This is a genomic window from Cupriavidus pauculus, assembly GCF_022179805.1.
Classification (GTDB): domain Bacteria; phylum Pseudomonadota; class Gammaproteobacteria; order Burkholderiales; family Burkholderiaceae; genus Cupriavidus; species Cupriavidus pauculus_E.
This window is the reverse complement of record NZ_BPUO01000012.1, coordinates 58,075-83,570: the sequence shown is the minus strand read 5'-3', so window position 1 is coordinate 83,570 and position 25,496 is coordinate 58,075. Positions and strand designations below refer to the sequence as shown.

The 25,496-nt window shown below is 66.3% G+C and carries 23 protein-coding genes and 2 pseudogenes; 14 read left to right on the top strand and 11 right to left on the bottom strand.

Features of this window, described 5'->3' with window-relative positions:
- Nucleotides 1-17: 17 nt before the first annotated feature.
- Nucleotides 18-806, bottom strand: coding sequence for an NAD(P)H-dependent oxidoreductase (locus MFF62_RS22755; RefSeq protein WP_238265373.1), 789 nt, complete (start codon nt 804-806; stop codon nt 18-20).
- 94 nt (nt 807-900) lie between these two features.
- On the opposite strand from MFF62_RS22755, the gene MFF62_RS22750 reads away from it, so the two are divergent.
- From MFF62_RS22750 to MFF62_RS30815, 4 genes and pseudogenes are all read left to right on the top strand, one after another.
- Nucleotides 901-1,803: a LysR family transcriptional regulator gene (locus MFF62_RS22750; protein ID WP_238265372.1), complete on the top strand. Its 903-nt coding sequence runs from the start codon at nt 901-903 to the stop codon at nt 1,801-1,803.
- Nucleotides 1,804-2,011: 208 nt separating this feature from the next.
- Nucleotides 2,012-2,869 (top strand): hypothetical protein, encoded by an 858-nt coding sequence (locus MFF62_RS22745; RefSeq protein WP_238265371.1) that lies wholly within the window; start codon nt 2,012-2,014, stop codon nt 2,867-2,869.
- A gap of 82 nt (nt 2,870-2,951) precedes the next feature.
- Nucleotides 2,952-3,716: pseudogene (locus MFF62_RS30820) on the top strand (autotransporter outer membrane beta-barrel domain-containing protein); the annotation flags it as partial.
- A 70-nt stretch (nt 3,717-3,786) separates the two neighbouring features.
- Nucleotides 3,787-4,176: pseudogene (locus tag MFF62_RS30815) on the top strand (autotransporter outer membrane beta-barrel domain-containing protein).
- 12 nt (nt 4,177-4,188) lie between these two features.
- On the opposite strand, the gene MFF62_RS22735 reads toward MFF62_RS30815, so the two are convergent.
- Entirely contained in the window at nt 4,189-4,668 is a 480-nt protein-coding gene (locus MFF62_RS22735; protein WP_238265370.1) for a hypothetical protein, read from the bottom strand.
- Between the two features lie 449 nt (nt 4,669-5,117).
- Between MFF62_RS22735 and MFF62_RS22730 the strand changes: the two genes are divergently transcribed.
- Nucleotides 5,118-6,362, top strand: a complete 1,245-nt coding sequence (locus tag MFF62_RS22730) for an MFS transporter (RefSeq protein ID WP_238265369.1) — start codon at nt 5,118-5,120, stop codon at nt 6,360-6,362.
- On the opposite strand, the gene MFF62_RS22725 is transcribed toward MFF62_RS22730, so the two are convergent.
- Together MFF62_RS22725 and MFF62_RS22720 are read right to left on the bottom strand one after the other, a co-directional pair.
- Nucleotides 6,346-7,476 carry a zinc-binding metallopeptidase family protein gene (locus MFF62_RS22725; RefSeq protein ID WP_238265368.1) on the bottom strand — a complete coding sequence of 377 codons (1,131 nt, stop codon included), beginning with the start codon at nt 7,474-7,476 and terminating at the stop codon, nt 6,346-6,348. The genes MFF62_RS22730 and MFF62_RS22725 overlap by 17 nt on opposite strands.
- A 122-nt stretch (nt 7,477-7,598) precedes the next feature.
- Entirely contained in the window at nt 7,599-8,333 is a 735-nt protein-coding gene (locus tag MFF62_RS22720) for a DUF2076 domain-containing protein (RefSeq protein WP_238265367.1), read from the bottom strand.
- Nucleotides 8,334-8,463: 130 nt separating this feature from the next.
- On the opposite strand from MFF62_RS22720, the gene pip reads away from it, so the two are divergent.
- Nucleotides 8,464-9,420, top strand: coding sequence for a prolyl aminopeptidase (gene pip, locus MFF62_RS22715; protein ID WP_238265366.1), 957 nt, complete (start codon nt 8,464-8,466; stop codon nt 9,418-9,420).
- 358 nt (nt 9,421-9,778) lie between these two features.
- Here pip and MFF62_RS22710 read toward each other — a convergent pair whose 3' ends face one another.
- Nucleotides 9,779-12,208: a DUF3772 domain-containing protein gene (locus MFF62_RS22710; RefSeq protein ID WP_238265365.1), complete on the bottom strand. Its 2,430-nt coding sequence runs from the start codon at nt 12,206-12,208 to the stop codon at nt 9,779-9,781.
- A 137-nt stretch (nt 12,209-12,345) separates the two neighbouring features.
- Here MFF62_RS22710 and MFF62_RS22705 point away from each other — a divergent pair, with 137 nt between their 5' ends.
- Complete coding sequence (locus tag MFF62_RS22705) at nt 12,346-12,759, top strand: VOC family protein (RefSeq protein WP_238265364.1); 414 nt, start codon at nt 12,346-12,348, stop codon at nt 12,757-12,759.
- A gap of 21 nt (nt 12,760-12,780) precedes the next feature.
- Complete coding sequence (locus MFF62_RS22700) at nt 12,781-13,146, top strand: c-type cytochrome (protein WP_238265363.1); 366 nt, start codon at nt 12,781-12,783, stop codon at nt 13,144-13,146.
- Nucleotides 13,147-13,149: 3 nt separating this feature from the next.
- On the opposite strand, the gene MFF62_RS22695 is transcribed toward MFF62_RS22700, so the two are convergent.
- The gene (locus MFF62_RS22695; protein WP_238265362.1) at nt 13,150-14,040 is read right to left on the bottom strand and encodes a LysR family transcriptional regulator; all 891 of its coding nucleotides are present in this window, start codon (nt 14,038-14,040) and stop codon (nt 13,150-13,152) included.
- Nucleotides 14,041-14,141: 101 nt separating this feature from the next.
- On the opposite strand from MFF62_RS22695, the gene MFF62_RS22690 reads away from it, so the two are divergent.
- From MFF62_RS22690 to MFF62_RS22680, 3 genes are read left to right on the top strand one after another with little or no spacing between them, the layout of a single operon-like run.
- Nucleotides 14,142-15,698 (top strand): AMP-binding protein, encoded by a 1,557-nt coding sequence (locus MFF62_RS22690; protein WP_238265361.1) that lies wholly within the window; start codon nt 14,142-14,144, stop codon nt 15,696-15,698.
- A 13-nt stretch (nt 15,699-15,711) separates the two neighbouring features.
- Nucleotides 15,712-16,887 carry an acyl-CoA dehydrogenase family protein gene (locus MFF62_RS22685; RefSeq protein WP_238265360.1) on the top strand — a complete coding sequence of 392 codons (1,176 nt, stop codon included), beginning with the start codon at nt 15,712-15,714 and terminating at the stop codon, nt 16,885-16,887.
- A gap of 27 nt (nt 16,888-16,914) precedes the next feature.
- Nucleotides 16,915-17,919 (top strand): tripartite tricarboxylate transporter substrate-binding protein, encoded by a 1,005-nt coding sequence (locus MFF62_RS22680; RefSeq protein WP_238265359.1) that lies wholly within the window; start codon nt 16,915-16,917, stop codon nt 17,917-17,919.
- Nucleotides 17,920-17,996: 77 nt separating this feature from the next.
- Here MFF62_RS22680 and MFF62_RS22675 read toward each other — a convergent pair whose 3' ends face one another.
- The 3 genes from MFF62_RS22675 to MFF62_RS22665 all read right to left on the bottom strand — a co-directional run bounded on the left by MFF62_RS22675 (nt 17,997) and on the right by MFF62_RS22665 (nt 20,074).
- The gene (locus MFF62_RS22675; RefSeq protein ID WP_283205368.1) at nt 17,997-18,500 is read right to left on the bottom strand and encodes a pilin; all 504 of its coding nucleotides are present in this window, start codon (nt 18,498-18,500) and stop codon (nt 17,997-17,999) included.
- A 237-nt stretch (nt 18,501-18,737) separates the two neighbouring features.
- Nucleotides 18,738-19,055, bottom strand: a complete 318-nt coding sequence (locus MFF62_RS22670; protein WP_238265358.1) for a YnfA family protein — start codon at nt 19,053-19,055, stop codon at nt 18,738-18,740.
- Between the two features lie 77 nt (nt 19,056-19,132).
- Nucleotides 19,133-20,074: a LysR family transcriptional regulator gene (locus MFF62_RS22665; RefSeq protein ID WP_238265357.1), complete on the bottom strand. Its 942-nt coding sequence runs from the start codon at nt 20,072-20,074 to the stop codon at nt 19,133-19,135.
- Nucleotides 20,075-20,203: 129 nt separating this feature from the next.
- Here MFF62_RS22665 and MFF62_RS22660 point away from each other — a divergent pair, with 129 nt between their 5' ends.
- From MFF62_RS22660 to MFF62_RS22650, 3 genes are read left to right on the top strand one after another with little or no spacing between them, the layout of a single operon-like run.
- A complete protein-coding gene (locus MFF62_RS22660) occupies nt 20,204-22,033 on the top strand; it encodes a gamma-glutamyltransferase family protein (RefSeq protein WP_238265356.1) in 1,830 nt (609 codons plus the stop codon).
- A 46-nt stretch (nt 22,034-22,079) separates the two neighbouring features.
- Nucleotides 22,080-23,051, top strand: a complete 972-nt coding sequence (locus MFF62_RS22655) for a Bug family tripartite tricarboxylate transporter substrate binding protein (RefSeq protein ID WP_238265355.1) — start codon at nt 22,080-22,082, stop codon at nt 23,049-23,051.
- Nucleotides 23,052-23,053: 2 nt separating this feature from the next.
- Nucleotides 23,054-23,563 (top strand): GAF domain-containing protein, encoded by a 510-nt coding sequence (locus MFF62_RS22650; protein WP_404990822.1) that lies wholly within the window; start codon nt 23,054-23,056, stop codon nt 23,561-23,563.
- Nucleotides 23,564-23,682: 119 nt separating this feature from the next.
- Here MFF62_RS22650 and MFF62_RS22645 read toward each other — a convergent pair whose 3' ends face one another.
- Both MFF62_RS22645 and MFF62_RS22640 read right to left on the bottom strand, forming a co-directional pair.
- Nucleotides 23,683-24,405 carry an MgtC/SapB family protein gene (locus MFF62_RS22645; RefSeq protein WP_238265353.1) on the bottom strand — a complete coding sequence of 241 codons (723 nt, stop codon included), beginning with the start codon at nt 24,403-24,405 and terminating at the stop codon, nt 23,683-23,685.
- Nucleotides 24,406-24,478: 73 nt separating this feature from the next.
- On the bottom strand, nt 24,479-25,462 hold the full coding sequence (locus tag MFF62_RS22640) for a pyridoxamine 5'-phosphate oxidase family protein (protein WP_238265352.1): 984 nt from the start codon (nt 25,460-25,462) through the stop codon (nt 24,479-24,481).
- Nucleotides 25,463-25,496: the final 34 nt, after the last annotated feature.

The following is a 25,496-nucleotide window of genomic DNA, read 5'->3' as shown; positions in this document are numbered from 1 at the left end:
CGCTCCGGGAAAGGCGCTCAGGCCGCCGCATCCACGTGCGCGGCAAAGCCGGTTTGGCCCGGCGAGATGTCGTCCCGCAAGGTCAGTGCCGGAATCTCGTAGGCGCCGCTGTTCTGGGGTCGGAACGCGATCGGTTCGGTCGTGAACAGCTGGTCCAGGCGCGCGCCCAGTGCGTCGGCCGTGGCCTGGTAGCGTGCCGCATCCATCTTGCTGGTGTGATAGACCAAGAACGGTGGCAGCACATCGAAGCCCGGGTAGTACAGGATGCCGTGGTGGATCGGGAACAGGATGTCCTCGATCGGCCCGTTGATGCCGCGCGGGCTGTAGTGCGACTCCCAGCCTCCCGTGGTGACCATCAACATGGCGCGCTTGCCCGTCAAGCTGCCTTCGCCGTAGCGGTCGCCCCAGCGCGCGTCAGAGTGCTCGCCCACGCCGTATGCGAAGCCGTAGGCATACACACGCTCGACCCAGCCCTTCAGGATTGCCGGCATCGAGAACCACCACAGCGGAAACTGCAGGATCACGGCATCGGCCCAGCGCAGCTTGTTCTGCTCCGCCGCGATGTCCGCGCTCTGAAAGCCGTTCTCGAAAGCATGGCGTGAGTCAAGCGATGGATGGAAGGGCGCGCCACCGGGGCGACGCTCCAGCGTGTCGCCCGCGTCGAGCGGCGCCTTCCATTGCATCGCATAGAGATCCGAAACCTGCACGTGGTGCCCGGCAGCTTCTAGCCGTTGCACGGCAAGTTCCTTGAGCGATCCGTTCAGCGACATGGGTTCGGGGTGGGCGTAGACGATCAGTACGTTCATGGCGCGGTCCATTGGATTGAGCATCATCGATGAAGGCAGGATAGGACCGGCTCCGGTATATTGGAAATGAATATCCAAGATGCCAGGTATTGTCATGACTAATCTACGCAGCCTCGACCTGAACCTGCTGGTCACGCTGGACGTGCTGCTGTCCGAGCACAACGTGACCCGTGCGGCGGAGCGCCTGCATTACTCGCAGCCGTCGGTCAGCGTGCATCTGGCCCGGCTGCGCGAGATCTTCGACGATCCGCTGCTGCTGCCGGGGCCGCGCGGCATGCGGCCGACCGCCCGTGCCGAGGCGCTGCGCGAACCGTTGCGCGAGGCGCTGGCCGCGCTGGAACTGGCGGTGTCGCCCGAACAACCCTTCGATCCGTCGATGGCGACGCACACCTGGCGCATCGCCGCCACCGACTACAGCGAATCAACTGTGTTGCTGCCGGCCCTCGGTGCGCTGCGGCAGGCCGCGCCCGGCACGCGTGTGGCCGTGGTGGAAATGGTGCCGCCCCGGCTGGCGCGTCAGGCCGAGCAGGGCGATATCGATCTTGGGTTCCACATCACCGAAGACTCGCCTGACGCGCTGCACCGCATGGCGTTGTTCACCGAGCGCTACGTGCTGGTAGGCCGGGCCGGCCATCCGCGCCTGAAACGCAAGCCCACGCCCGCGCAATTCTGCGCGCTGGAGCACGTGATCGTGTCGCCCGACGGCGGCGGCTTCTTCGGCGTCACGGATGAGGCGCTGGCCGCCGTAGGCCTGACGCGGCGCGTGGTGCTGTCGGTTCCCCACTTTCTCTACGTTGCGTCGGTTGTTGCCAGCACCGATCTGGTGGCGATGCTGCCGGCGCGCCTGGTGGCGGGCAATGGCGCGTTGCAGGCCGTGGAGGCACCCGTGGAGGTGCCCGGATACGAGATGTCGATGCTGTGGCACGAGCGGTCGCACCGCGACTCGGCCCACCGGTGGCTGCGGGAGCTGATTGCTGCCAAAGCCAAGGCGGGCTGAGGTGGCCCGGATTTCGATCGGCGTGGGTGCGGACGCTGTCAGATCGAGCCAGAAAACGTAGAGTCACTGTCGAATCTAACAGTGATGATTTGTGCCTATCGTTCATATCTGGTAGGAAAACAATTCAGGATGCTTGACCGGGATGGCCCTCTACAGTGGATCGGGCGCCGCATCGCGAGGCAGGGCGCATCAACTGTGAAGGGGCCCGATGATTGCCGGATTCATCTACCGCGAACGTGCTGGCCGGACCATGGCGCGGCAGCAACCTCTTGTTCCCGCGCGCCGGTTGGCTGCACTGGCCGTGGCGGCATGTGCCACCCTGCATGTGTCCGCGGCGTGGGCGCAGGCGACGGTGGGGCCAGGCAATGTGCCGGCGGTCGGCGTGTTTGGTACGCCCACCGTGGTGGTGGGCGGGACCACGATCACTACGTCGGGTACCACGCCCGGCGCCGTCGCCTATTCGTCCACGCTGACGCTGGATCCCAGCGCGGGGCCATCGCCCGGTGAAATCGTCGTCAACGCCGTCAACGGCATTGGTCTGATGGCGGGCAGCGGCGCGCTGGGCACCGGCATCTTCGTGCTGCCGGGCGGCGTGCGCGTGGCCGTCTCCGGCAACGGCACGGGCATGGCCGCTTTCAGCGTGGGGAGTCTCCAGGCCACGGACGTGGACGTCACGGTCATCGGTGGCGCAGGCGCGCAGTTCGGCAATGGCGTGGTCGCGCAGAACGGCGGTACCGTCGGTCTGGCCGGCGCCAGCAGCATTACGGTGAACCGGCATCGCGTCATTGCGTTGGGCGCCTCGGAGGCGGGCAGCACGCTGACGGCGACGGGCACGCCAGCAGTGACCACGTCTGGTGTCAGCGACGTGGGCGTCTACATGCATCGCGGCGGTACGGTTGCGCTGCCGACAGGCACAACGCTGAACCTGAACGGCAAAGCCAGCAATGGGTTGATCGTGGATGCCACTCAGGGTGTGACCGGCCCGGACGCGCTGACCGTCAGCCTGCCGGGCAGCAGCGGCACCAGCGCCAATAGCAGCAAGGGCGTGGCGGCATCCTGCGCGTGAACACGGTGCTGGCGGGTGACGCGCGGCATCGGACCGGCTGGTCGTCAACGGCGGCAGCGCCAGCGGTTCCACCGGCATCACCGTGGTCAATGCCGACGGTGCCGACGCGTTGACCAATCAGAACGGCATCCTCGTGGTGGACGCCACCAATGGCGGGACCACGGCGGCGAATGCGTTCACGCAATCGGGTCGCGCGGTGGCGGGCATCTACGAGTACCGCCAGTATCGTGGGGCGCGCGATGGCAGCAACGACCAGGCGTGGTATCTGCGCTCGGAAAGCGACAACCCCAACCCCAACCTGCCCACGCCGCCTGGGCCGCCTGGCCACCCACACCGAATCCCGACGGCATCGAGCCGCTGTTGCGACCGGAAGTAGCTGCTTACCTGGCCAACCAGCGGGCTTCTGGTGCACAGCCTGCACGACCGCCTGGGCGAGCCGCAGTGGGCCGAGCATCAGACGTTCGACAACGACAACGAGCGTCGCATGTCAGGCTGGCTGCGCGTGGTGGGCAAGGACATCGGATCGAACAGCCGAGACTGCACGTTCAGCGTGGACAGCACGGCGTGGATGCTGCAGGGCGGCGGCGACGTGGCGCAGTGGTCGGTCTTCCGCCCCGAAGACCGCCTGCACCTGGGCGGCATCCTCGGCTATAGCTGGGGGTCGAGTACCAGCCGTGCCGTCGGCAACCCGTTTCATACCGATAGGGCCGTGCAGGGCGTGAACGTAGGCATCTACGGCACGTGGTTCCAGAACGACGCCACGCGGCTGGGCTGGTACACCGATCTCTGGGCGCAGTACGGCTGGTATACCAACTACGTGAACGGCCAGCTGCGCCGGGCGTGCTACGACTCGCAGGTGCTGGCGCTGTCGGCCGAGACCGGCTACGCCTTCTACGTGCGCGAGGCGCGCCTGGGCGGTGGAGCCGCCGGCGCAGCTGGTCTACGTGCGCGGCTATCAGGGTGCCTTCACGAAGCCGGCCACCGGCACGCGCGTGGACAGCGCCAATGGCAACGGCATCATCACGCGGCTGGGCGTACGCGTGCATCGGACCTGAATCGATGGCAAAGGACGCCGCTTCCAGCCCTACCTGACCGCCAACTGGTGGCACGACGGCACCGGCAACGCCATGGCGTTCAACGGCGTGTCGATGCGCGACGTCTATCCGCAAAACCGCTACGAGTTCAAGCTCGGCCTGGGCGTGCAGGGCGGCAAGGGATGGACGGGCTGGACCAACCTGGGCTACCAGTTCGGCTCGCAGTCCTACCACGCGCTGGTTGGCCGCCTGGGCGTCAAGTACACGTGGTAGGCCATGCGCCGGCTAGTTGCACGCGGTGCCCGGCACGGGCTTGCCTGAATTCGTCAGGCCCTGGCAGGCGTCGCCAGCCATCAGCGCGGCATCGCCCGATTGCTGCGGCACCAGCCGAAGCTTGCCGGCCACCGTGCAGCAATTGCGCGGCACGCTGACATGCTGTTGCTGCGGTTGATCCTGCTGTAGCGGCTCGGGTGGGGGCGGCGGCGCCGATCGCGGCGTCGAACGGGGCGTGGATTGCGGCGAAGGCTGCGGGGAGGATTGCGGAGGCTGCGGGGTCGGAGACAGCTTGAGCGTCGGCAGCGATTTGCTGTTCGAAGGCGATGAGGCCGATGCCTCGGTGCCGTCGGCATCGGGCGGCATGCATACACCCGCGTTGCAGACTCGGTCGCCCTTGCACTGCATGTCATGCTGGCACCCTTGCCCGTAGGCGGGCAGTGTCCAGGCCAGGCCGATGGCCGAAAAGAGCAGAGCATTACGCAGGGACATATCCCCTCCCACACGACGATACGCGCGGCACCGGCGCCGTGCTTCGTGGGTACGGTACCCTGGCGCCGCATGTCTTCAGCATAGGGCGGCGCCCGCATAGCCTGCAATGCTCGTTGTGCCCTATCCCACAGTGCCCGTTCGTCCTTGAAGTCGATTGAATACCAGCGGATACAGGACTGGCGCGAAGGGGCATTGCAGCGTGCCCGGCAGGCTGCGCCGTTTTGCTTCACAATGGCGTCCTCGCGCAACCCGCCATTCAAGGCAACCGGTTGCGTAGTAGTACGCAATACCAAGCATCGCCAAGGATCACCAAGCAGCCCAGGCAACAAACTCGCTGCATGCCGCATCACGCCGCACCCGGAGCACGCTGGAGCCCCCGAGGCCGGACGCAAGATCCCGCCCGCCAGCCGCGGCGCATCGTTATAAAAAAGTCTCGCGTTTCTCTGCTCATGACCGCTCCTTCCGGAAATTTTGACAACCTTCCCGAACTCGCCTCCGACCCGCACACCACCACGCCCCGCAACCGCGCAGCCGACCGCCGCGCGCTGCTGGCGCTTGGCGTGGGCAGCTTCGCCATCGGCACTGGCGAGTTCGTCATCATGGGCCTGCTTCCCGACGCCGCCCGCGATCTGGCAATCACCATCCCCGAAGCCGGCCACCTGATCAGCGCCTATGCGCTGGGCGTGGTGGTGGGCGCGCCGCTGCTGGCGGTGCTGGGTGCGCGTTGGCCGCGCCGCAACCTGCTGATCGCGCTGATGGCCTTCTTTGCCATCGGCAATGTCGCCAGCGCGCTGGCACCGAGCTACGCCTCGATGCTGCTGCTGCGGTTGCTGACCGGCTTTCCGCACGGCACCTACTTTGGTGTGGCGGCGCTGGTGGCCGCCAGCCTGGTGGCGCGCGAGCGCCGCGCCCAGGCGGTGGGGCTAGTCATGCTGGGCCTGACCTCTGCCACGCTGGTCGGTGTACCGATCGCGGCCGGTATCGGTACGTGGCTGGGCTGGCGTGCCGCGTTCATGATCGTGGGCGCTATCGGCGCGCTGACCGTACTGCTGGTCTGGCGCTGGGTGCCGTTCGTGCCGGCGGACCGCCATGCCAGCCCGCTGCGCGAGCTGTCCGCGCTGGCGCGCAAGCAGGTGTGGTTCACGCTCGGCATCGGTGCCATCGGCTTTGGCGGCATGTTTGCCGTGTTCAGCTACGTCAAGCCGACCATGCTCGAAGTGGCGCACATGCCGGCCAGCGGCATTCCGGTGGTGCTGGCGCTGTTTGGTGTGGGCATGGTGGCGGGCAACCTGGCGGGCGCCAAGCTGGCCGACCGCGCGCTGATGCCCACCGTGGGCGGCGTGCTGGTGTGGTCGGCGCTGGTGCTGGGCGCGTTCGTGTTCACGGCGCACCATGCGTGGCTGGCGTCGCTGAACGTGATGCTGGTGGGCACGGCCGTGGCGCTGGGCCCGCCGCTGCAGATCCGCCTGATGGACGTGGCTGGCGATGCACAGACACTGGCCGCCGCGCTCAACCATTCTGCGTTCAACATGGCCAATGCGCTGGGCGCCTGGCTCGGCGGCGTGACCATCGCCGCCGGCATGGGCTGGACGTCCACGGGCTGGGTTGGCGCGTTGCTGGCGCTTGGCGGCCTGGTGGTATTTGCGTGGTCGCTGGCCGGCGTACCGCGCCGTGACGTTACCGTGACGGCTTGATGTCCGGCGCCGCCGGCGCGGGGGCAGGGGTGGGCGCAGGCGCTGGTTCCACATGCTCGCGCGCCGCGGCATCAATCACGCGATGCACGAACTCCAGCTTGGCCACCACGGCCGGCGACAGCATGAACGGATAGCTGTCCGGCGCGCCCAGGCTGCGGTTCAGGCTGTTCAGCACGTAGGTCAGCGGAAACCAGCGGTTCATCAGGCTGCGGAAGCTGGCGTCCTCCACCGGCGTCTGGTCGGTCAGCGTCGGCTCCTGCGGGCTGTCCGGCTTGAGTACGAGCCCGCATGACACGGCCGTGTCCAGCGTGTCGACCATATGCAGGTAGTGGGCCCAGGTTTCGGCCCAGTCTTCCCAAGGATGCATGGTGGCGTAGCTGCTGATATACGACGCCTGCCAGTCGCCCGGCGCGCCCTGGTCGTAGTGGCGCTGCAGCGCCGCCGCATAGTCGACGCTCTCGTCGCCGAACAGCTTGCGGAACGGTTCGATGCGCCGCGTGCCGGCAATCAGCCGGTTGAAGTAGAAATGCCCCACCTCATGCCGAAAGTGTCCCAGCAGCGTGCGATAGGCCTCGCCCATCTCGGCGCGGGTCTTTTCGCGGTGCGCGTCGTCGGCTTCGGCGATGTTGATGGTGATGAGGCCATTGTCATGGCCGGTCATGGCGGGGTCGTGCGGGCCGGTGTCGGCCAGGAAGTCGAACTGCAGGCCCGATACCGGATCGTCGTCGCGCGACACCACCGGCAGCCCCAGCGACAGCAGCGTATAGAGCAACCGCCGCTTGGCGGTTTCCAGCCGGTACCAGTACAGGCGGTTCTCGGGGGTGTCCAGGTTCGGGATGGTATGTGTGAGCTTGCAGGCGTCGCATAGCGTGCCGGGATCCTCAGCCGGCACCATCCAGTTGCAGACGGCCTCCACCTGGTAGTTGTGGCAGCGGCGGAACAACGCGCCGTGGGCGTCGGGATGCAGGCTGCGCCAGCCGTTGGCATCGTCACCCTCGAACGCCGCCACCTGCGACAGCGCGGGGATGAAGCCCAGCGTCGCCTGGCAGCGTTCGCAGACGACGTTCTCGAAGAACACGAGGTTTTCGCAACGATTGCAGTGGAACGTCTTCATGGCGCCTGGCTCCGACCCGGTTTCGGTGATCCTGCCTTGGTGTGCCAGCGCCTGCAACCGGTCGTCGTCCTACACGGCCGGCGCCGCTCCCGTGTGGCCGGAGCGGCGAACCGTCATGCGGATCAGAAGAACGCCGAATCGTCGTCCTGGTCGGCGTTCACGTAGTCGTCCAGGCCGTTGTCGAGGTTGCCGTTGTCCTGGCTGCCGTTGTCGGCCAGCAGCGTGTTGTCGCGCTGGCCGGCGCCATTGTCATCGCCGTAGAAGTTGTTGACCACGGTCTCAGACCCGGCCGCCGGCTGCCCGCCGCCCAGGAAACCGCTGCCGCCGCCGCGATGGAACAGGTTCTCGATGCCCTGGAACAGCATCGCGCCGCCGGCCACGCCCGCAGCGGTGGTGGCGATGGTGCCCAGCGTGCTGCCGAATCCGCCACTCAGAAAGCCCGGGCGTGCCGCCTGTTGCACGGGCTGCTGGGGAGCGGCCTGGTATTGCGGCGATGGGTATTGCGGAGCCGGATACTGCGGTGCCTGCTGGTACGGCGTCGGGGCGGGCTGCGGCGCGCGCCCGGCGTGTTGGCCCCAGGCATTGTCGTCGATGAAGCCGCGCCCGCCGTTGCCGGCGGCAGTCTGCGCGGCTTGGGCAGCCTGGAGCTGGTTCTGCAGCGACGCGATCTGCGTCTGCGCGTTCAGCAGCGCGCGTTCCTGCAGCATGGTCCGCTGCACCAGCAGGTAGGCGGCATCCGGTTGACGCGCCGCGGCCTCGGCAATCATCGACGCGGCCTGCGGGTCCTTGGTGTCCACGCGCGCCTGGGTCAGTTGGCTCAGGAAGGCTTCCAGTGCTTGCACGTCTTGGGGGGTCATGGCATCACCTCTCGGGTTCGGTTGCGGTACGGCTCAAATCTAGGGCCGAAGACTTAAACGAAACTTAAAGCCAACTCGGCTCGCGCGGGGCTACACTTTTGTTTCGTTTGTTCTCGATACGAAACATTTCATGACCGGCACCCGCACGCTCTATCCAGAAATCGAACCCTACGAGACCGGCACGCTCGACGTGGGCGATGGTCATGTCCTGTACTACGAACGCGTGGGCACGCGCGGCGCCAAGCCGGCCGTGTTCCTGCACGGCGGCCCGGGCGGCGGCATCTCGGCCGACCATCGCCGGCTGTTCGATCCCGCGCGCTACGACGTGCTGCTGTTCGACCAGCGCGGCTGCGGGCAATCAACCCCGCATGCATCGCTGGAGGCCAATACCACGTGGCATCTGGTCGACGATATCGAACGGCTGCGCCAGTTGATCGGCGTGGACCAATGGCTGGTCTTTGGCGGGTCCTGGGGCTCGACGCTGGCGCTGGCCTATGCGCAGACGCATCCGGCGCGCGTGAGCGAGCTGGTGCTGCGCGGCGTGTACACGGTGTCGCAGGCTGAACTCGACTGGTACTACCAGTTCGGTGTCTCGGAGATGTTCCCGGACAAGTGGGCGCGCTTCCAGGCGCCGGTGCCCGAGGCGGAACGCGGCGACATGATGGCGGCGTATCGCAAGCTGCTGACCGGCGCCGACCGCGACAAGCAGATCGAGGCCGCGCGCGCGTGGAGCGTGTGGGAGGCGGAGACCATCACGCTGCTGCCCAATCCCGATATTGCAACGAAGCATGACGAGGGCCATTTCGCGCTGGCCTTCGCCCGCATCGAGAACCATTACTTCACCCACGCCGGCTGGCTCGAAGACGGTCAGCTGCTGCGCGATGCCCACAAGCTCGCGGGCATTCCCGGCGTGATCGTGCACGGCCGCTATGACATGCCGTGCCCGGCGCGCTATGCCTGGGCGCTGCACCAGGCCTGGCCCGACGCCGAATTCCACCTGATCGAGGGCGCCGGCCATGCCTGGACCGAGCCCGGCATCATGGACCAGTTGCTGAACGCCACGGACCGCTTTGCTGCAGGAAGGTAGCCTCTGGCTATCCACCGGAAAGCCCGTGGCGATCGAACGATCGTGCGCCTATACTGGCTCTGTTGCGTTGCAGCAATGTCTGCAAGACAAGCGGACATGGTTGTTGCAGGGCCTGAAGTCAGACTTGGGAGAGCACGATGGTTCCTTGCGAACTTTGCAAGAGCCTGCTGGGTCGTCCCGGTTACGTTCCGCCTCATCCGCGCTTGATGCGGTCAGGAGATACGCAGATGCACGCCGGCCATCACATCTTCGTCTACACATGCCAGCACTGCCGGCAAAGGATCGTTCTGTCCACGCACGATGATGGTGCCGACTACTGGAGCAGCCACGACCCGGGCAAGGTCTGATGACCCACCGGTCAGGTGCCCAGCGCCGCCGCCATGTTTTCCACGCGTAGTGTCTGCGGTTCGGAAAGCGAGATGTTCTCGGCGCGCAGCCGTTTCAGGATCTCGAACAGCAGGTCGCTCTTGGTGCCGGCCGCGATGCGGGGGCTGCTCACGTAGCCGGTCACGCTCAGCGTGATGCCGTTCGGCGCCAGTTGGCTGAACGTGACTGACGGCGCCGGAATGTCCAGGATGTTCTCGTTCTCGCGGTAGACGTCCAGCAGCAGGTCGCGTACCTGTTCGGGGTCGGTGTTGAGCGGGAAGGTCAGTTGCAGCGTGGCCACGCCCTGCGTGCTGTTGCTCATCGTCACGTTGCGCACGTTCTGCGAGATCAACTGAGAGTTGGGCACGATCACCGTGGAGCGGTCGCCAAGCTGGATCTCGGTGGCGCGCACGTTGATGCGTCGGATATCGCCTTCCACGCCGGCCAGGCTGACCATGTCGCCCACCTTGACGGGGCGCTCGGTCAGCAGGATCAGGCCCGACACGAAGTTCTTGACGATCTCCTGCAGGCCGAAACCGATACCCACCGACAGCGCGCTGACGATCCACGCCAGGTTTTCCCATTTCACGCCCAGCAGCGACAGCGTCAGGAGCACCAGCAGCACGTAGCCGACGTTGCTGAACAGCGTGATCAGCGACGCGCGCAGGCCGGGCTCGGAACACAGCTTCGGCAGCAGTTCGGCGTCGAGCCAGCGGCGCACCGAGCGCAGCAGCCAGATGCCCACGGTCAGCGCGATCAACGCGTTCAGGATGCGCTCCGGCATGATGTTCATGCTGCGCAGCCGCTCGCCGCCCAGCACGGTCAGCAGGCTGTTGAGCAGGTCGGCCGGCGTGGTGCCGAAGCCGCCCGTCAGCAATGCCAGCACAGCCAACAGCAGCAGCACGCTGGCGCCGATGCCCGACAGCACGGTGGATACCTGCTCCAGGTGCGAGTCGCCTACGCCAAACAACTGCTTGATCACGCGTCCGCTGCGGTGATTCGCCGAAAACAGCGCCTCGCAGATATCGCGGGTGAGTTGCGTCAGCAGGTACAGGCTGCACAGCACGATGTCGAACCACACCAGTTCGTAGGTCAGGAAGCGCGCAAAGCTGATATAGCCGATCAGCAGCGCGCCGAAAGACACCGTCACGATGATCGTCACGGCCGCGTGGATTAGGCCCGCCAGCGTGGCCCGTTCCTCGGGGCGCTCGCCTGCGGCCACCAGCTCGCTGCGCACCCGGTTGGCGCGTAGCAGCGCCGCGCCGATGGTCAGCACCACCACCAGCGACACCAGGCCACGGCCCAGCAGCGTCACCTGCACCGTGGTGTCGGCCATGCGGTTGAGCTGCTCCAGCGTGCCCGCCAGCAGCAACATCCCGGCCAGCACGGTCGGGAACGGCCGCATCGCCAGCGCCACCGGATCGGCCAGCGCGGGCAGCCGCCAGCTTGGATGCCGCGTGCAAAGCAGCGCGCGCCCCAGGCCGGCGATCAGCGCGCTGGTCATGGTCAGCTTGGCGATCTCGCTCATCAGGTCTTGCAGTGCGGGCGAGATCTCGTCGCCGCCTGTGAATGCCGCATAGACGATGCGCACCGCGAGCGCCGTGGTGACCACCGTGGTCAGCGCGGTGGCCAGCGCCAGCGCGCTGCGGCGCAGGCGGGTCTCGGGCAACTGGGTCAGGCAGAACCACGCCAGCCCGCGCTCCAGCAGGCGGCGGCCCAGCGACCACACCGCCAGCGCCACGGCCAGCAGGATGATGGTCTTGCCTCGTTGCGACGGCTCCCACGCCAGGCGGATCATCGGACCGATGTCGTCGGTGAAGTTGCCCAGTCGTTCGCGGTCTTCCTCGGACACCTTGAACAGTGGCGTCCAGAACGCTGGGTTCAGGATGCTGTCCGAACGCAGCGCGAGTTGATCCTTCAGCCGGCTGCGCTGGAGCTTGGCGAGCTGGTCCTGCAGATGGGCGATGTTGTCCTTGCTGTCGGCGGCCTGCTTCAGTTCGTCGTCGAGCTGGCCCTTGCGCGCGTTGAGTTCGGCGCGCTGCTTCACAACGGCTGGCGCCTCCTTGGCGGTAGTCGTCGACTTGCTGTTATCGGGCGGGGGCCCCAGCAGGTCGACCTGTGCTTGCAACTGGGCGCGCTGCGGCGTGAGCGATGCGGTGAGCTTGTCGACGTCCTCGTCGAGCTGCTTGAGCGCGTCATTGAGGTCGCCAGTCTTGACGTTGCCAGAGGCGCTGGACGCCTGCTGCTTCACGCGATCCTGCTCGGATTGCAGACGCTTGAGTTCGGCGACGGCTTCGGCGTGCGTGAGCACCGGGATTTGCTGGGCTTCGGCCTGCGAAGCCGATTCGGCTGCGGATACGGCGGACACCTGGAACAGGGCCGCGATGACCAGGCTCATGACGAGCCAGAAGATTCGGCGCATGACGGGGGGCGCGGTGGTTGACCGGCCGCGCAGTATAAAAGCGGCCCGCCGATGGGCCGGTGTACATTACGCCTTGCACTGCACAGCTACACATGCTGTTACATAAAACGTACCCCTCTGGATCACAAAGGACCGCCATGACGCTCGCGATCGAACGCTTCGACCATATCGTGCTCAACGTGAAGGATGTGGAGGCCAGCGCGGCCTGGTACGAACAGGTGCTGGGCATGCGGCGCGAAGACTTTGAATCGCGTACGGGCAAGCGTGTGTCGGTGAAATTCGGGCAGCAGAAGATCAACCTGCGGCCTGTCGGTGAAGATACCGTGGCGTGGTTCACGGGCGTGCATCCCACGTCCGGCAGCGACGACCTGTGCTTCATCACGAAGATGCCGCCACAGGAAGTGGTGGCACATTTCCTGGCACACAGGGTAGCGGTGGAAGCCGGGCCGGCGCAGCGTACCGGAGCGCTGGGCCCGATCAGTTCGGTATATTGCCGCGATCCCGATGGCAACCTGATTGAAGTGGCGAGCTATCCGGCGGGCAACGACTGACTATCTGATATCCGATTTGCAATGAAATACGCAGTATTGACGGCATTGGCGCTGCTCGGCGCGACCAATGCCCACGCCGGAGATGTCCAGTCCGGCAAGGATATCTTCACCACGCGCTGCGCCTCGTGCCATCAGGTGGGCCCAACGGCGCGCGGCGCATTCGGGCCGCAGCTCAACGCCGTGTTCGGACGCAAGGCCGGCGGCACCGACGACTTCCGGTATTCGGACGCCATGAAGTTGTCCACCGTGGTGTGGACCGGCGACACGCTGCGCGCCTTCTTGCAGTCGCCGGCCAAGGTCGTGCCCGGCACGAAAATGCGCTTCTGGGGCATGAGCAACGCGCGGCAGATCGACGACCTGCTGGCCTACCTGCGCAACTACCAGTAGCCGTTACTCCATGTGGGCTTCGAGGATGTCGATCATGCGCTGCGCCAGCGGCGACAGGTAGGCGCCCGCGCGCGTGATCACGCCCACGCGGCGGCCCAGGTCCAGCGCATCGGCGCGCAGCGCAATCGGCCGCAGGCCCATGCGCTTGCTGTTGGTGGTGGAGCCCGCAATGCAGAGCATGTCGGTGCCGCGTACCAGGTCGAACAGCGTGGCGCTGCCGAAATCGGTCTCCACGCGCAGGATCGGCGCGGGCAGGCCGATGCTGGCAAACGCGGTGTCGATTTGCTGGCGGATTAGCACGTGTGTGGTCGGCAACAGCCATTGCTGGCCCACCAGGTCTTCGAGCGTCAGGTTGCGGCGGCGCTGCAGCGGATGGTTCTCGTCGGCCACCACGGCCAACCGGTCGGTGAACAGCTCGCGGGTGGCCAGCGCCGGGTTTGACTGGCGCGGCAGCGGTGCCACGGCCAGGTCAAGCTCGCCGGCCTGCACCATGTCCATCAGTTCGCGCGCCACCCGCATCGTCATGCGCAGGCGCGCCACGGGCCGCTCGCGCAGCAGTTGCTGGCAGGCGCCCAGCACCAGCGCGTTGGGCATCGACGGCGAGTAACCCAGCCGCAGCAGGCCCTGCTCGCCAGTCTGGATGCCACGCATCTCCTTGATCGCATCGTCGTATTCCAGCCGGATGCGCTGCGCCCGCTCCAGGAACACCGTGCCGGCCTGGGTTACGCGCATGCCCAGCGTCGTGCGCTCGAACAGCGGCACGCCCAGCTGGGCCTCCACCCGCTGGATGGCCTTGGTCAGCGCCGGCTGCGTCATGCCCAGCGCCTCGGCCGCGCGGCCAATGCCGCCGTGCGCGCCCACAGCCAGCACATATTCCAGATCGCGTGTCTCCATCGCTCATTCCTGTTTGTTATGACTTGATTCCAGTTGAGGCATTGTGGTGATGCCCGGCATCTTACAGACTTGGGCCCATCACACCAACAACGGAGACACCGATGACATTCGCCTACTTCCTCAGGCGCGCGGCACGCTATTGGGGTGACAACCCCGCCGTGCTGTACCGCGATCGCGTGCTGACCTACCGCCAGCTCGACGAGCGCTCCACGCGCCTGGCCAACGCGCTGCTGGCGCTGGGGCTGCAGAAGGGCGACCGCGTGGCAATCCAGTCGCGCAACTGCCCCGAGATCGTCGAGATCGAATGTGCGCTGTACAAGGCTGGGCTGGTCAAGGCCGCGCTGAACCCACGCTTCACGGCCAACGAGGCATCCGACGTGGTGGAAAACTGCACGCCGCGCGTGATGATCGCGGGGCCGGGCTACGCGGGCTATACGCCCGAGACGCGCGGCTTTGGCTGCGTAGAGCATTTCTTCGCGATTGCCGGCCCGGCGCCGGGCGGGTATGACGCCTACGAGTCGCTGGTCGAGCGCGGCGCGCATGCCGCCATCGACTACGTGCCGCAACCGGACGACCTAGCCGTGCTGCATTTCTCGTCGGGCTCCACCGGCAAGATCAAGGCGGCCATGCAGACCTATGGCAACCGGCTGGCGTCGATGCGCAAGATGATCCTGACCATGGACCGTCCCGCGCGCCCCGGCGACCGGCTGGCGCTGATCGGCCCGATCACGCATGCGTCGGGCATGCTGATGCAGCCCTACCTGTTCCTGGGCGCCGCGCTCGTGCTGTTCGAGAAATTCGAACCAGCCGCCTTCCTGGCCGATGTGGCGCGGCTGCAGCTCACGCACGTGTTCATGGTGCCCGCCATGATCAACATGCTGCTGGCCGAGCCGACGCTGGCCACCGCGGACCTGAGCAGCCTCAAGACGCTGGCCTACGGCGCCGCACCGATGGCGCCCGCGCGCATCCGCGAGGCGTGGCAGCGGATTGGTCCTATCCTGTCGCAGGGCTACGGCGCCAGTGAGTCGACGTCGGGCGTCACGCGGCTGTCGACGGCCGACCATGCGCTGGCCATCGACAAGCACCCCGAGCGGCTGGCGTCCTGCGGCCGAGCGCTTGGCGAAACCGAGGTGCGCGTGGTCAACGAGCGCGGCGAGGAAGTCAGTGGCGACGAGGTTGGCGAACTGGTGATCCGTGGCGCCGACGTGTTCCAAGGCTACTGGGGCGAGCCCGAACTGACGCGCGAAGTGCTGGTGGATGGCTGGCTGCGCACCGGCGACCTAGCGCGCGTGGATGCCGAGGGCTATCTGTATCTGGTCGACCGCAAGAAGGACATGATCATCTCGGGTGGCTTCAACGTGTACCCGAACGAGGTGGAGGCCACGCTGTACCAACATCCCGATGTGATGGAGGCGTGCGTGATCAGCGTGCCCGACGACACCTGGGGCGAAAGCGTCAAGGCCGTAGTGGCGCTGTGGCCGGGCCGGCAGGCCAGTGCGGCCGAGCTGATCGGCCATTGCCGCGCGCGCATTGCCGACTACAAGTCGCCACGCTCGGTCGATTTCGTGGCCGAACTGCCCAAGAACGCCAGCGGCAAGCTGGCCCGCAAGCTCGTGCGCGAGCAGTACTGGCTGGGCGCCAGCCGCCGTGTGAACTGATCCGGGAGCCAACATGTTCGACCACCTGACCAATCCTGTGCTGATCGAAACGCGCGCTGCCGTGCAGCGGTTCATCGATGAAGAACTGCGGCCGCTGGAACGCGAGCTAGGCCTGGGCAGCGAGGACGCCTGGCCGCGCGAGGTGCTGCGCAACGTCTGGCGCCGCTCCAGCGAACTCGGGCTGTACGCGGCCTGCCTGCCCGTGGAACTGGGCGGCAAGGGCCTCAATATCGCCGAGCAGTGCGCGCTCAAGGCCGATCTGGCCGCCAGCGGCGCGGTGCTGGCGCCGCACGTGCTGGGCGACCTGGGCGGCCCGCCGCGTGTGGGCAACATGCTCAAGTACGCCACGCCAGACCAACTGCACCACTACTTCCAGCCCGTGATCCGCGGCGAGAAGTCCACCTGCTTCGCGCTGACCGAGCCGCATTCGGGCTCTGATGCGATGAGCATCCGCACAAGCGCCGTGGCTGATGGCGACGACCTGGTAATCAACGGCGAGAAGCACTACATCAGCGGCGCGCCGTTCGCGGATTTTGCGATCGTCATGTGCGTGACCGATGCCACCACGTCGCCGCCGTCGATCACGGCCGTGCTGGTGGACCTCGATTTGCCGGGCGTGACGGTCAGCACGGAATACGTGCCGATGTCGGGTCAGCATATCGACGCCGACATCCGCTTCGACAACGTGCGCGTGCCGCGCGCCAACATCTTTGGCGGCGAGGGCAGGGGCTTCAAGCTGGGGATGTCGCGCATCAACGTGAACCGGCTGCTGCATTGCCCGTCGATGCTGGGGCTGGCCACGCGCGCGTATCAGGCGTCGCTCGAATACGCGGGCCAGCGACGGCAGTTCGGCGGCCCGATTGCGCGCTTCCAGGCCATCCAGCATATGCTGGCCGATATGGCGGCCGCGCTCTGGGCGTGCGAGTCGATGATCGCGCAGACCGCGCTGCAGGCCGACGCGGGCGCCGACCTGCGCATGAAGGCGGCGGCGTGCAAGCTCTTCGTCTCGGAACGCTGCTTCGAGGTGGCCGACAAGGCCGTGCAGATCCACGGCAATCTGGGCGTCACGCGCGGACATCCGGTGGAGCAGACCTGGCGCAAGCTGCGCATGTTCCGCATCTTCACCGGCACCAGCGAGATCCAGCGCAACACCATCGCCAAGGCGATCCTCGATCCGGCCGGTGCGTGACCCATTAGAAAAAGACAAGGAGACAACATGAATCGACGTCAATGGCTTGCCAGGGCGGGCTCCGCTGCGGGCGCTGCTGCGGGTGTCACCATCTTTGGCGGCACGATGGGCCGCGTGGCCCTGGCTGCCGCTCCCTATCCGTCGCGCCCAATCCGGCTGATCGTGCCGTTTATCGCCGGCACCTCGCCCGATTCGATTGCGCGCACCATTTCAGCGGAGCTGGCGCCGGTGCTGGGCCAGCCGCTGGTGGTGGAGAACATCGGCGGCGCGGGTGGCATCATTGGCGCGCGGGCGCTCAAGCGTGCCGAGCCCGATGGCTATACGCTGGGCGTGCTGGCCAACCAGCACGTGATCAACGTCCACCTGTACAAGGAGCCGCCCTACGACGCGGCCAAGGACTTCGTGGCGATCACCGCGCTGTCGGGCAGCGCCGTGGTGCTGGCCGTGCCGGCATCGTCCCCAATCAAGACCGCGCGTGACCTGATCGACGCGATGAAGCAGCGGCCCGGCGCAATGAACTACGGTTCGGGCGGCAAGGGCAGCGTGTCGCACCTGGCGGTGGAATCGCTGCTGCACCAGACCCATACCAAGGCCGTGCATATCCCGTACAAGGGCGCCAGCGAGATCCTGACGGCGATGCTGAGCGGTCAGACGCAGTTTGGCATGCCGGTGCTGTCCACGGCGGCCCCGTTCCTGCGCAACGGCCAGATCCGCCCGCTGGCGGTGTCGTCAGCCGCGCGCTCGGTCTACTTCCCGGACGTGCCGACGCTGGCCGAAGCGCTGCCGCCAGGGTTCGTGCTCGACAACTGGAGCGGCCTGTTCGCGCCGGCCGGGCTGCCGACGCCCATCGCCAAGCGGCTGTTCGACGCGGTGGCCAGGTTGCAGGCCAGCGGCAAGCTCGATGCGACGATGAAGGCGAATGCGGGGGAGATCAGGAAGAGCGATTCGCCGGCGCAGTTCACGCAGATGGTGGCGGCGGACGATGCGCGGTATGGGAAGCTGATTGGGGAGATTGGGATGCGGGGGGAGTAAGGCGGTGCTGCTTTGGTGGTGCTGAAAAGAAAAAACCCCTGGGGAAAGGCCAGGGGTTTTTGTACCGCCGAAGCGGATTAGCTCACCGCGCAACCGCCCGGAGCAAAGGTATCCTTCCAGCCGCCGTCCTTGCTCTTCGTGATGGTGCACGTCCAGCTGCCGCTTGCGTCGCGATTCCAATTGATCACAGCACCTGCCACAGCCTTGGAGGCGGTATTGCCCATCGTGGCAGTGATAGTGCCGTTGACCGCTGCAAAGTTGACGTCTGCGAAGCCGCCCTTGTTCACGGCAACATCAACCAGGCTCGAAACCGTACGGCCCATTGCGCATTCGCCTGCTGCCGGAGCCGCTTCATCCTTGGCCAGCGTCGTACGACCTTCGTTAAAGCATGCCTCGGCAGCGGTACGCAGCGCCGACATTTCGCCGACGATACGGCTAACCTGCGACTTGGCCACGTAAGCCTGGTATTGCGGAATCGCGATAGCAGCCAGGATACCGATGATCGCGACCACGATCATCAGTTCGATCAGCGTGAAGCCCTTTTGTACCCGTTGGTGGATTCCCATCCGTGCTTTTTTCATGGAATTGACCCCTTTGAATTAATAGAGAACAGCAGTTGCTGTCGGGTGCATATAGAGCAACAGGTGTGCCAGCCCGTAAACCGGCCAATTTCGTAGAAATGTGAGATTTCTTGTCACCTGTAACGAGATGTATCTGCCAAAACCTGTCACCCTACTCTGGGAGGGTAGGGCTAAAGAAGCACAAAGTGACGGTTTTTGTCAGCGAAAGTGGCGCTTAAATCGCCCTTAATTCTGACTTTAGCGAGGCTGAAACACTATCACAGCCATGCCGGCGACTGCGATTGTGACACCTGTCATATCCCAGACGCTTGGCCGCACGCCGTCAACGAGCCAGAGCCAGGCGATGGCCACTGCTATATAGATACCGCCATACGCGGCATAGACCCGGCCCGAGGCGTCAGGGTGAAGTGTGAGCAGCCAGGCGAAGATGGCCAGCGACGCGGCGCCGGGGATCAGGACCCATGGGTTGGCGTTCTGGCGTAGCCAGAGATAGGGCAGGTAACAGCCTAGGATTTCGGCTAGCGCGGTCAGGAAGTAAAGGGCTACGGTTTTCATTGTTTGGTTGATGACCTCTTGGTTTCACCTCTCTCCCGCGTTGCGGGAGAGGGGTGCGAAAGACCGGTGGAGGTTGCTCACCCCGCCGCTGCCTTCAACACCCCCACCAGCGGCAAAATCAATTCATTCTCCTCAGTCTCCCGCCGCCACATCACGCACACCGGTGGCAGATCCCAGCTCAGCGAGAACGGTAGCGTCGCCGCATCGCCCAGTTCCACCAGTTCGGCCGCCACGGCGCGGGGCACGATGGTGATGACGTCGGGCTGGCTGCGCAGCAGCGTGGCCATGGGTTTGATCGAATACGTTTCGACGATGGGCAGCGGTGGCGCCACGCCGGCCACCGCGAACATCGTATTGATCGTGCGGCGTACTGGCGTATGCGGCGGCGGCAAAATCCAGTCGAGTTCGGCCAGACGCTTCCAGTCGAGCCCGCCGCGTGACAGGCGTGCTTTGGCTCGCGAAGGTACCACGAGCACTGGCTCTTCCCGATACAGCGGCTGCTGCGCGATGTCCTCGCCGGCCAGGTAGAACGACCGCGCAATCGCGCAATCGAGTTCGTGTTGCCGCAGCGCGCCCACCAGTTCGTCGGTCGTGCCTTCGCGCACGAGCACCGCGATGCGTGGCTGCTGGTTGAGTCCGTAGGCCAGCGCGGCGTCCAGCACCGCGCGCGCGGTGTACGGAATCACGCCGATCCGCAGCCGTCCGCGCTTGCCCGCCTCGATCACGGCCAGTTGCCGCCCCAGCGCCTCGGCGTCGGCCATCGTCATGCGAGCGTGGCTCAGCACGGCGGCGCCGGTGGCGGTTGGCTCCAGGCCGTTGCGGGTGCGCGTGAACAGCGGGGTCAGGAAGATGTCCTCGATCTCGCGCAGCGCCTTGGTCACGGCCGGCTGCGACAGGTTCATCTCGGCCGCCACGCGCGAGACGGATCGCTGCCGCTCCAGCGCCAGCAGCAGCGGCAAGTGGCGCAGGCGCAGGCGCGACACGATCTGGTGCAGCAGCTTGTCGGTGGCAATCGGCATGGCGTTTCGGGTGGGCAGAGAGATATAACCGAATGGTAATACAACGATAAGAAATTCGATCTTGGCAGTTATTCCATCTGCCTATACTCAATTCACACGGTAAATGCATGCAAAAGGAGTCATTACCCCATGTTCACGACCCGCCCGGAGATCGTCGGCACGTTCGGCGTTGCTGCTTCCACCCACTGGCTTGCAACCCAGACCGCCATGGGCGTGCTGGAGCGTGGCGGCAATGCGTTCGATGCGGCGGTGGCGGCGGGCTTTGTGCTGCAGGTAGTGGAGCCGCACCTGAACGGCCCCGGCGGCGAGGTGCCGATCCTGTTCTGGAGCGAAAAAGACCGCGCGGTGCGCTCGGTGTGCGGGCAAGGCCCGGCACCGGCGCTGGCTGACCCCGAGGCCTTGCGCAAGCAGGGCATGGAACTGATGCCTGGCATCGGCCTGATGCCCGCCACGGTGCCCGGCGCGTTTGGCGCGTGGCTGACCATGCTGCGCGATCACGGCACGTGGTCGCTGGCCGATGTGCTGGCGCCGGCCATCGGCTATGCGCGCGACGGCTTTCCGCTGGTGCCGCGCATTTCGCAGGCCATCCTGGCCGTGCAGGCACTGTTCCGCGACGAATGGCACAGCTCGGCCGATACCTGGCTGCCCGATGGCCGCGTGCCGCGCCCCGGCACGCTGCATACGCTGCCGGTGCTGGCCGATACCTACACACGCATTGTCGAGACCGCGCAGTCGAAGAGCGACAGCCGCGAAGGCCAGATCGACGCGGCCATGTACTGCTGGTATCGCGGCTTCGTGGCCGAGGCCATCGACGAGTACTGCCGCAACACGCCGGTACGTGACACCACTGGCGACAAGCACACGGGCCTGCTGCGCTATGACGACATGGCCGGCTGGCAGCCCACGGTGGAAGCGCCGGTCACGCTCGACTTCGGCCGCTACGCGGTGGCCAAGTGCGATATCTGGAGCCAGGGCCCGATGTTCCTGCAGCAGCTTGGCATGCTGCGTCATGCCGGACTGGAAGCCCACGCGCCGACCTCGCCCGAGTTCGTCCACAAGATTGCCGAGGCCGCCAAGCTGGCCATGGCCGACCGCACCGCCTGGTATGGCGATCCGCTGTTCGAGGACAGCCACCTCTGCGCGCTGCTGAATCCGCACTACCTGGCGTCGCGTGCCGCCATGATTGGTGACCACGCGTCCATCACGATGCAGCCGGGCACGCTCAAGGGCATCGCCCCGCGCATGCCGGACCTGTCCGTGGCCGATCGCACGCTGTCCGTGGCCGATACGCGCTTCGGCATCGGCGAGCCCACGTTCGCCGCGCTGCCGCCGGTATCCGAGTGGGCCGAGCGCGAAGTATTTGTCGGCGATACCTGCCATATCGACGTGATCGACCGCCACGGGAACATGGTGGCGGCCACGCCGTCGGGCGGCTGGCTGTCGTCGAGCCCCACCATCCCGTCGCTGGGCTTTGCGCTGAACACGCGGTTGCAGATGACGTGGCTGGAGCCGGGCCTGCCCAATTCTCTGGCACCGGGCAAGCGCCCGTGCACCACACTGTCGCCGTCGCTGTGCATGCGCGATGGCGAGCCGTACATGGTGTTCGGCACGCCCGGTGGCGACCAGCAGGACCAGTGGTCGCTGGCGTTCTTCATGCGCCACGCGGTGCATGGCATGAACCTGCAGCAGGCCATCGACGCACCGGCATGGCACATCGACCATTTCCCGCAATCGTTCTGGCCGCGCCAGACCACGCTCAACCGCATCACCGTCGAATCGCGCTTTCCGGCTGCCACCATCGAAGCGCTGCGTGCACGCGGGCACGAAGTTCGCGTGGGTGAAGACTGGTCCGAAGGCCGCATGTCGGCCTGCACGCGCGAGCGTGACGGACGTGGCCGCCTGGTGTTGCGCGCCGGCGCCAATGCGCGGGGCATGCAAGGTTACGCAGTGGGCCGCTGAAGCCCGATCACATCAGACAGTCCAAAGACAGAAGGGGAGTTGCATCATGAGGTCCGTTTTGAAAAGCCTGCTGTGCGGTGCCGCCGCACTGGCCATGTCGTTCGCCGGCCACGCTGCCGACGCCTATCCGACCAAGCCGGTCACGCTGATCGTGCCCTGGGCGGCCGGCGGTTCCACCGACATCCTGGCGCGCGTGCTGTCCGAACACCTGACGAAGTCGCTGGGCCAGCCCGTGATCGTCGACAACAAGCCCGGCGCGTCGGGCAACATTGGTTCGGCGATGGTCGTACGGGCCCAGCCCGACGGCTACACGCTGCTGATCGGCTCGATGAGCACGCACGCGATGAACCCGGCGCTGATGGCCAACATGCCGTTCAAGGGTGTGGACGACTTCACGCCGCTGGGCCTGCTGGCCTACGTGACCAACACGATGGTGGTGAACCCGTCGGTGCCGGCCAACAACGTCAAGGAACTGATCGCCTACGCCAAGGCGAATCCGGGCAAGCTGGCCTACGCCAGCGCCGGCCCTGGCTCCACCAACCACCTGAGCGCCGTGCTGTTCGAGAAGATGGCCGGCGTGCAGATGCTGCACGTGCCGTACAAGGGCGGTGCCCCGGCTGTGGTGGATACCGTCGCGGGCCAGACGCAACTGCTGTTCTCGGCCGGCACGCAGACGCTGCCGCACGTGAAGGCCGGCAAGCTCAAGCTGCTGGCGGTGACCGAGGCCAAGCGCTCGCCGCTGCTGCCCAATGTGCCCACCGTCGGCGAGACCATTCCTGGTTATGAGCTGTCGGTCTGGTATGGCGCGTTCGGCCCGAAGAACATGCCGGCCGACCTGGTGGCGCGTCTGAACAAGGAAATCAACCGCGTGATGTCGCTGCCGGAAGTGAAGGCCAAGATGGATTCGATCGGCGTGGAAACGGCTACCTCGACGCCGCAGGAATTCGGCAAGATCCTGCGCCGCGACGCCGACCGCTACGGCAAGCTGATCAAGGACCTGGGCATCCACGGGGAATGACGATGGCAAGCGTCGACACGCTGGGCCACTGGCAGACCCACCTGCATCCACTGTTCGACCACCTGCGCGCCGCCGCCACGCCGCGGGTGGTGCTGGACGCGATTGGCGCGGCCACGCTGAACATCGTCGGGCCGGGTCTGCTGACGATCAACGCCTGGCATGCGCCCAGCCGCGAGATCCGTCGGCTCTGGTCGTCGGACCTGGCGGCTTATCCGGTAGGCGGCAAGAAGGTGAAGGGCGATACCGCCTGGACCCGCCAGTTGCTGGAACGCGGCGAAGTCTTCGTGGGCGAGGGCGATGCGGCGCTGACCGCCGTGTTCGACGACATCGCCACGATTCGCGGCCTGGGGTTGAACGGCGTGGTCAACGTGCCGCTGTGTCATGGCGGGCGCGTGATCGGTACGTTCAACTACCTGGCTGGGGTGGATACGTGGACGGCCGAGGATATTACGGCGTTGCGGGTGCTGGGGCAGTTTGCGGTGGGGGCGGTGAGGGAATTGAGCGAAGGTTGAGGCTGGGGCGGGCTGGGGTTCGAGGTTGAGGCTGAGGCGTCTGCGTTCCCGCTCTGTTTTGCTCCCCTCTCCCGCAACGCGGGAGAGGGGGAAACCGAGCAGGGAGAGCCAACGTCCCACTACTCCCTCGTACTCGCACTCCAGAACGCCTGCCCCACCACGCTGATCCCACCCAGCCGCGCGACGATCTCATCCAGCACGTCGCCGTCTACCGACGTGGCCGCCAGTGCCGCCTCGATATCCACATCCTGTTCCCCGAATGCACGCACCTCCAGGTCGCGCGTGGGATATTGCGCGGCTTCCAGTGCTTCTTCCAGCAGGCGCATTGCGGTCTTCTGGTGGTCGCGCGTGGTGATCACGTGCACGGTGTGCGTGACTTCCACGGCCGTGGTGTCCAGCGGCTGGCGGTTGATGCGGTCCACCACGGGGCGCAGCAGCGTGTTGGCCGCCAGGATGAACAGTGCCGCGATGGCGGCTTCGGCGATCATGTCGGCCCCGGCGCACGCGCCCACGGCGGCCGAACACCATAGCGTGGCGGCCGTGTTGAGCCCGCGCACGTTGCCTTCCTCGCGCATGATCACGCCGGCGCCCAAAAAGCCGATACCCGATACCACGTACGCAATCACCCGCACCGCGCCATCGTGCCCGGCGATATGGTTGGCCAGGTCGACGAAGATCGCTGCGCCCACGGCCACCAGCACATTGGTGCGCAGGCCGGCGGTGCGCTGGCGGTACTGCCGCTCGAAGCCGATCATCCCGCCCAGCACAAAGGCGGAGGCAAGGCTGATGGCGGTATCGAGCAGGGACTGTGGATTGATGTTCTGCAGGGCTTCCAGGGACATGGGCAGCATCCGGTCGGGCCAAAAACTGGCGCGATTGTGGCACAGCCCCCGGTCACCCCGATGAAAATTCCGCTCAGGCGCCCCAAGTACCCGTGGCCAGCGCCTGCGGCGACGCGCCGTCGGGGTCGATGTCCCAGCGCAGCGGCAACGCGAAGTCGCGGCGCACGATGACTTCCGGCATGAAGCGCCACAGCCGCAGCGCGCCTTCGAAACGGGCGATGTCCGGTGAGTTGATTAGCACCTCGGTGCGGCCGCTCAGTTGCAGCAGGTCACCCGTGGCGTAGCTCACGAACACCAGCCCGGCCACCGGATTGACTAGCATGTTGCCAAGCGTGTTGAAGAACATGTTGCCCTGGAAGTCCGGGATCGTCAGGCCGCCGTCGGCATCCACGCGCACAAACCCGGGCCGGCCGCCGCGATGCGACACGTCCACCTGGCGCTGCCCGCCGGGCAGGTCCACGTAGGTCGCCACGAAGAACGAATCCGCGCGGCCAATGAGCTTGCGGGCGCGGTCGTCGAGCCCGTCCAGCAGCACGGGCGGCACGCTGCCCGGCTCGGCCGGGTCGCGCATCATCACCGGCTCGCGCTTCTGGATGTACTGCGGGCAGTTGCCGAAGCTCTGGCCCACGGCCACCTGGAACGTCGGCGAACCGTCGCGATGAATCGTGCCGTTCATGCGATTGCGGCGGCGCGTGGCCGGCTGGATGCCCAACAACCCGATGGCGTTGCCGTCTTCCATGCCCGCATCGGCGGGATCGCTGGCTTCGCGCACCAGCGTCACGTCGAGCTGGTGCGGCTCGGGCGAATGCATGAAGCCCGGATGGCCCGCGCGCACCGTGGCCCAGGGGCGCCCGTCGGGGGCCACCGTGCCGATCACGACCGAGGGCAGCATGGCGAAGAAATCGCGATGCTGGTCGGGCATGTAGTCGCGCACCACGCGCGAACCCACCTCGGCCAGGCGTTCGTCGACGCCGATACTGGCCTGCAGCACGCGCTCGCCCGTATGCCAGGGCGTACCGGGCAGGGTTTCCACGTGGATGGCGGATTGCGGGGTCATGACGGGCTCCTGGGCGAGTGTGGTGCGTGGGTGG

Excerpts from the sequence above, each read along its gene's own strand:
- MFF62_RS22755 (WP_238265373.1), bottom strand. The coding sequence starts at position 806 with ATGAACGTACTGATCGTCTACGCCCACCCCGAACCCATGTCGCTGAAC.
- MFF62_RS22750 (WP_238265372.1), top strand. The coding sequence starts at position 901 with ATGACTAATCTACGCAGCCTCGACCTGAACCTGCTGGTCACGCTGGAC.
- MFF62_RS22745 (WP_238265371.1), top strand. The coding sequence starts at position 2,012 with ATGATTGCCGGATTCATCTACCGCGAACGTGCTGGCCGGACCATGGCG.
- MFF62_RS22735 (WP_238265370.1), bottom strand. The coding sequence starts at position 4,668 with ATGTCCCTGCGTAATGCTCTGCTCTTTTCGGCCATCGGCCTGGCCTGG.
- MFF62_RS22730 (WP_238265369.1), top strand. The coding sequence starts at position 5,118 with ATGACCGCTCCTTCCGGAAATTTTGACAACCTTCCCGAACTCGCCTCC.
- MFF62_RS22725 (WP_238265368.1), bottom strand. The coding sequence starts at position 7,476 with ATGAAGACGTTCCACTGCAATCGTTGCGAAAACCTCGTGTTCTTCGAG.
- MFF62_RS22720 (WP_238265367.1), bottom strand. The coding sequence starts at position 8,333 with ATGACCCCCCAAGACGTGCAAGCACTGGAAGCCTTCCTGAGCCAACTG.
- pip (WP_238265366.1), top strand. The coding sequence starts at position 8,464 with ATGACCGGCACCCGCACGCTCTATCCAGAAATCGAACCCTACGAGACC.
- MFF62_RS22710 (WP_238265365.1), bottom strand. The coding sequence starts at position 12,208 with ATGCGCCGAATCTTCTGGCTCGTCATGAGCCTGGTCATCGCGGCCCTG.
- MFF62_RS22705 (WP_238265364.1), top strand. The coding sequence starts at position 12,346 with ATGACGCTCGCGATCGAACGCTTCGACCATATCGTGCTCAACGTGAAG.
- MFF62_RS22700 (WP_238265363.1), top strand. The coding sequence starts at position 12,781 with ATGAAATACGCAGTATTGACGGCATTGGCGCTGCTCGGCGCGACCAAT.
- MFF62_RS22695 (WP_238265362.1), bottom strand. The coding sequence starts at position 14,040 with ATGGAGACACGCGATCTGGAATATGTGCTGGCTGTGGGCGCGCACGGC.
- MFF62_RS22690 (WP_238265361.1), top strand. The coding sequence starts at position 14,142 with ATGACATTCGCCTACTTCCTCAGGCGCGCGGCACGCTATTGGGGTGAC.
- MFF62_RS22685 (WP_238265360.1), top strand. The coding sequence starts at position 15,712 with ATGTTCGACCACCTGACCAATCCTGTGCTGATCGAAACGCGCGCTGCC.
- MFF62_RS22680 (WP_238265359.1), top strand. The coding sequence starts at position 16,915 with ATGAATCGACGTCAATGGCTTGCCAGGGCGGGCTCCGCTGCGGGCGCT.
- MFF62_RS22675 (WP_283205368.1), bottom strand. The coding sequence starts at position 18,500 with ATGAAAAAAGCACGGATGGGAATCCACCAACGGGTACAAAAGGGCTTC.
- MFF62_RS22670 (WP_238265358.1), bottom strand. The coding sequence starts at position 19,055 with ATGAAAACCGTAGCCCTTTACTTCCTGACCGCGCTAGCCGAAATCCTA.
- MFF62_RS22665 (WP_238265357.1), bottom strand. The coding sequence starts at position 20,074 with ATGCCGATTGCCACCGACAAGCTGCTGCACCAGATCGTGTCGCGCCTG.
- MFF62_RS22660 (WP_238265356.1), top strand. The coding sequence starts at position 20,204 with ATGTTCACGACCCGCCCGGAGATCGTCGGCACGTTCGGCGTTGCTGCT.
- MFF62_RS22655 (WP_238265355.1), top strand. The coding sequence starts at position 22,080 with ATGAGGTCCGTTTTGAAAAGCCTGCTGTGCGGTGCCGCCGCACTGGCC.
- MFF62_RS22650 (WP_404990822.1), top strand. The coding sequence starts at position 23,054 with ATGGCAAGCGTCGACACGCTGGGCCACTGGCAGACCCACCTGCATCCA.
- MFF62_RS22645 (WP_238265353.1), bottom strand. The coding sequence starts at position 24,405 with ATGTCCCTGGAAGCCCTGCAGAACATCAATCCACAGTCCCTGCTCGAT.
- MFF62_RS22640 (WP_238265352.1), bottom strand. The coding sequence starts at position 25,462 with ATGACCCCGCAATCCGCCATCCACGTGGAAACCCTGCCCGGTACGCCC.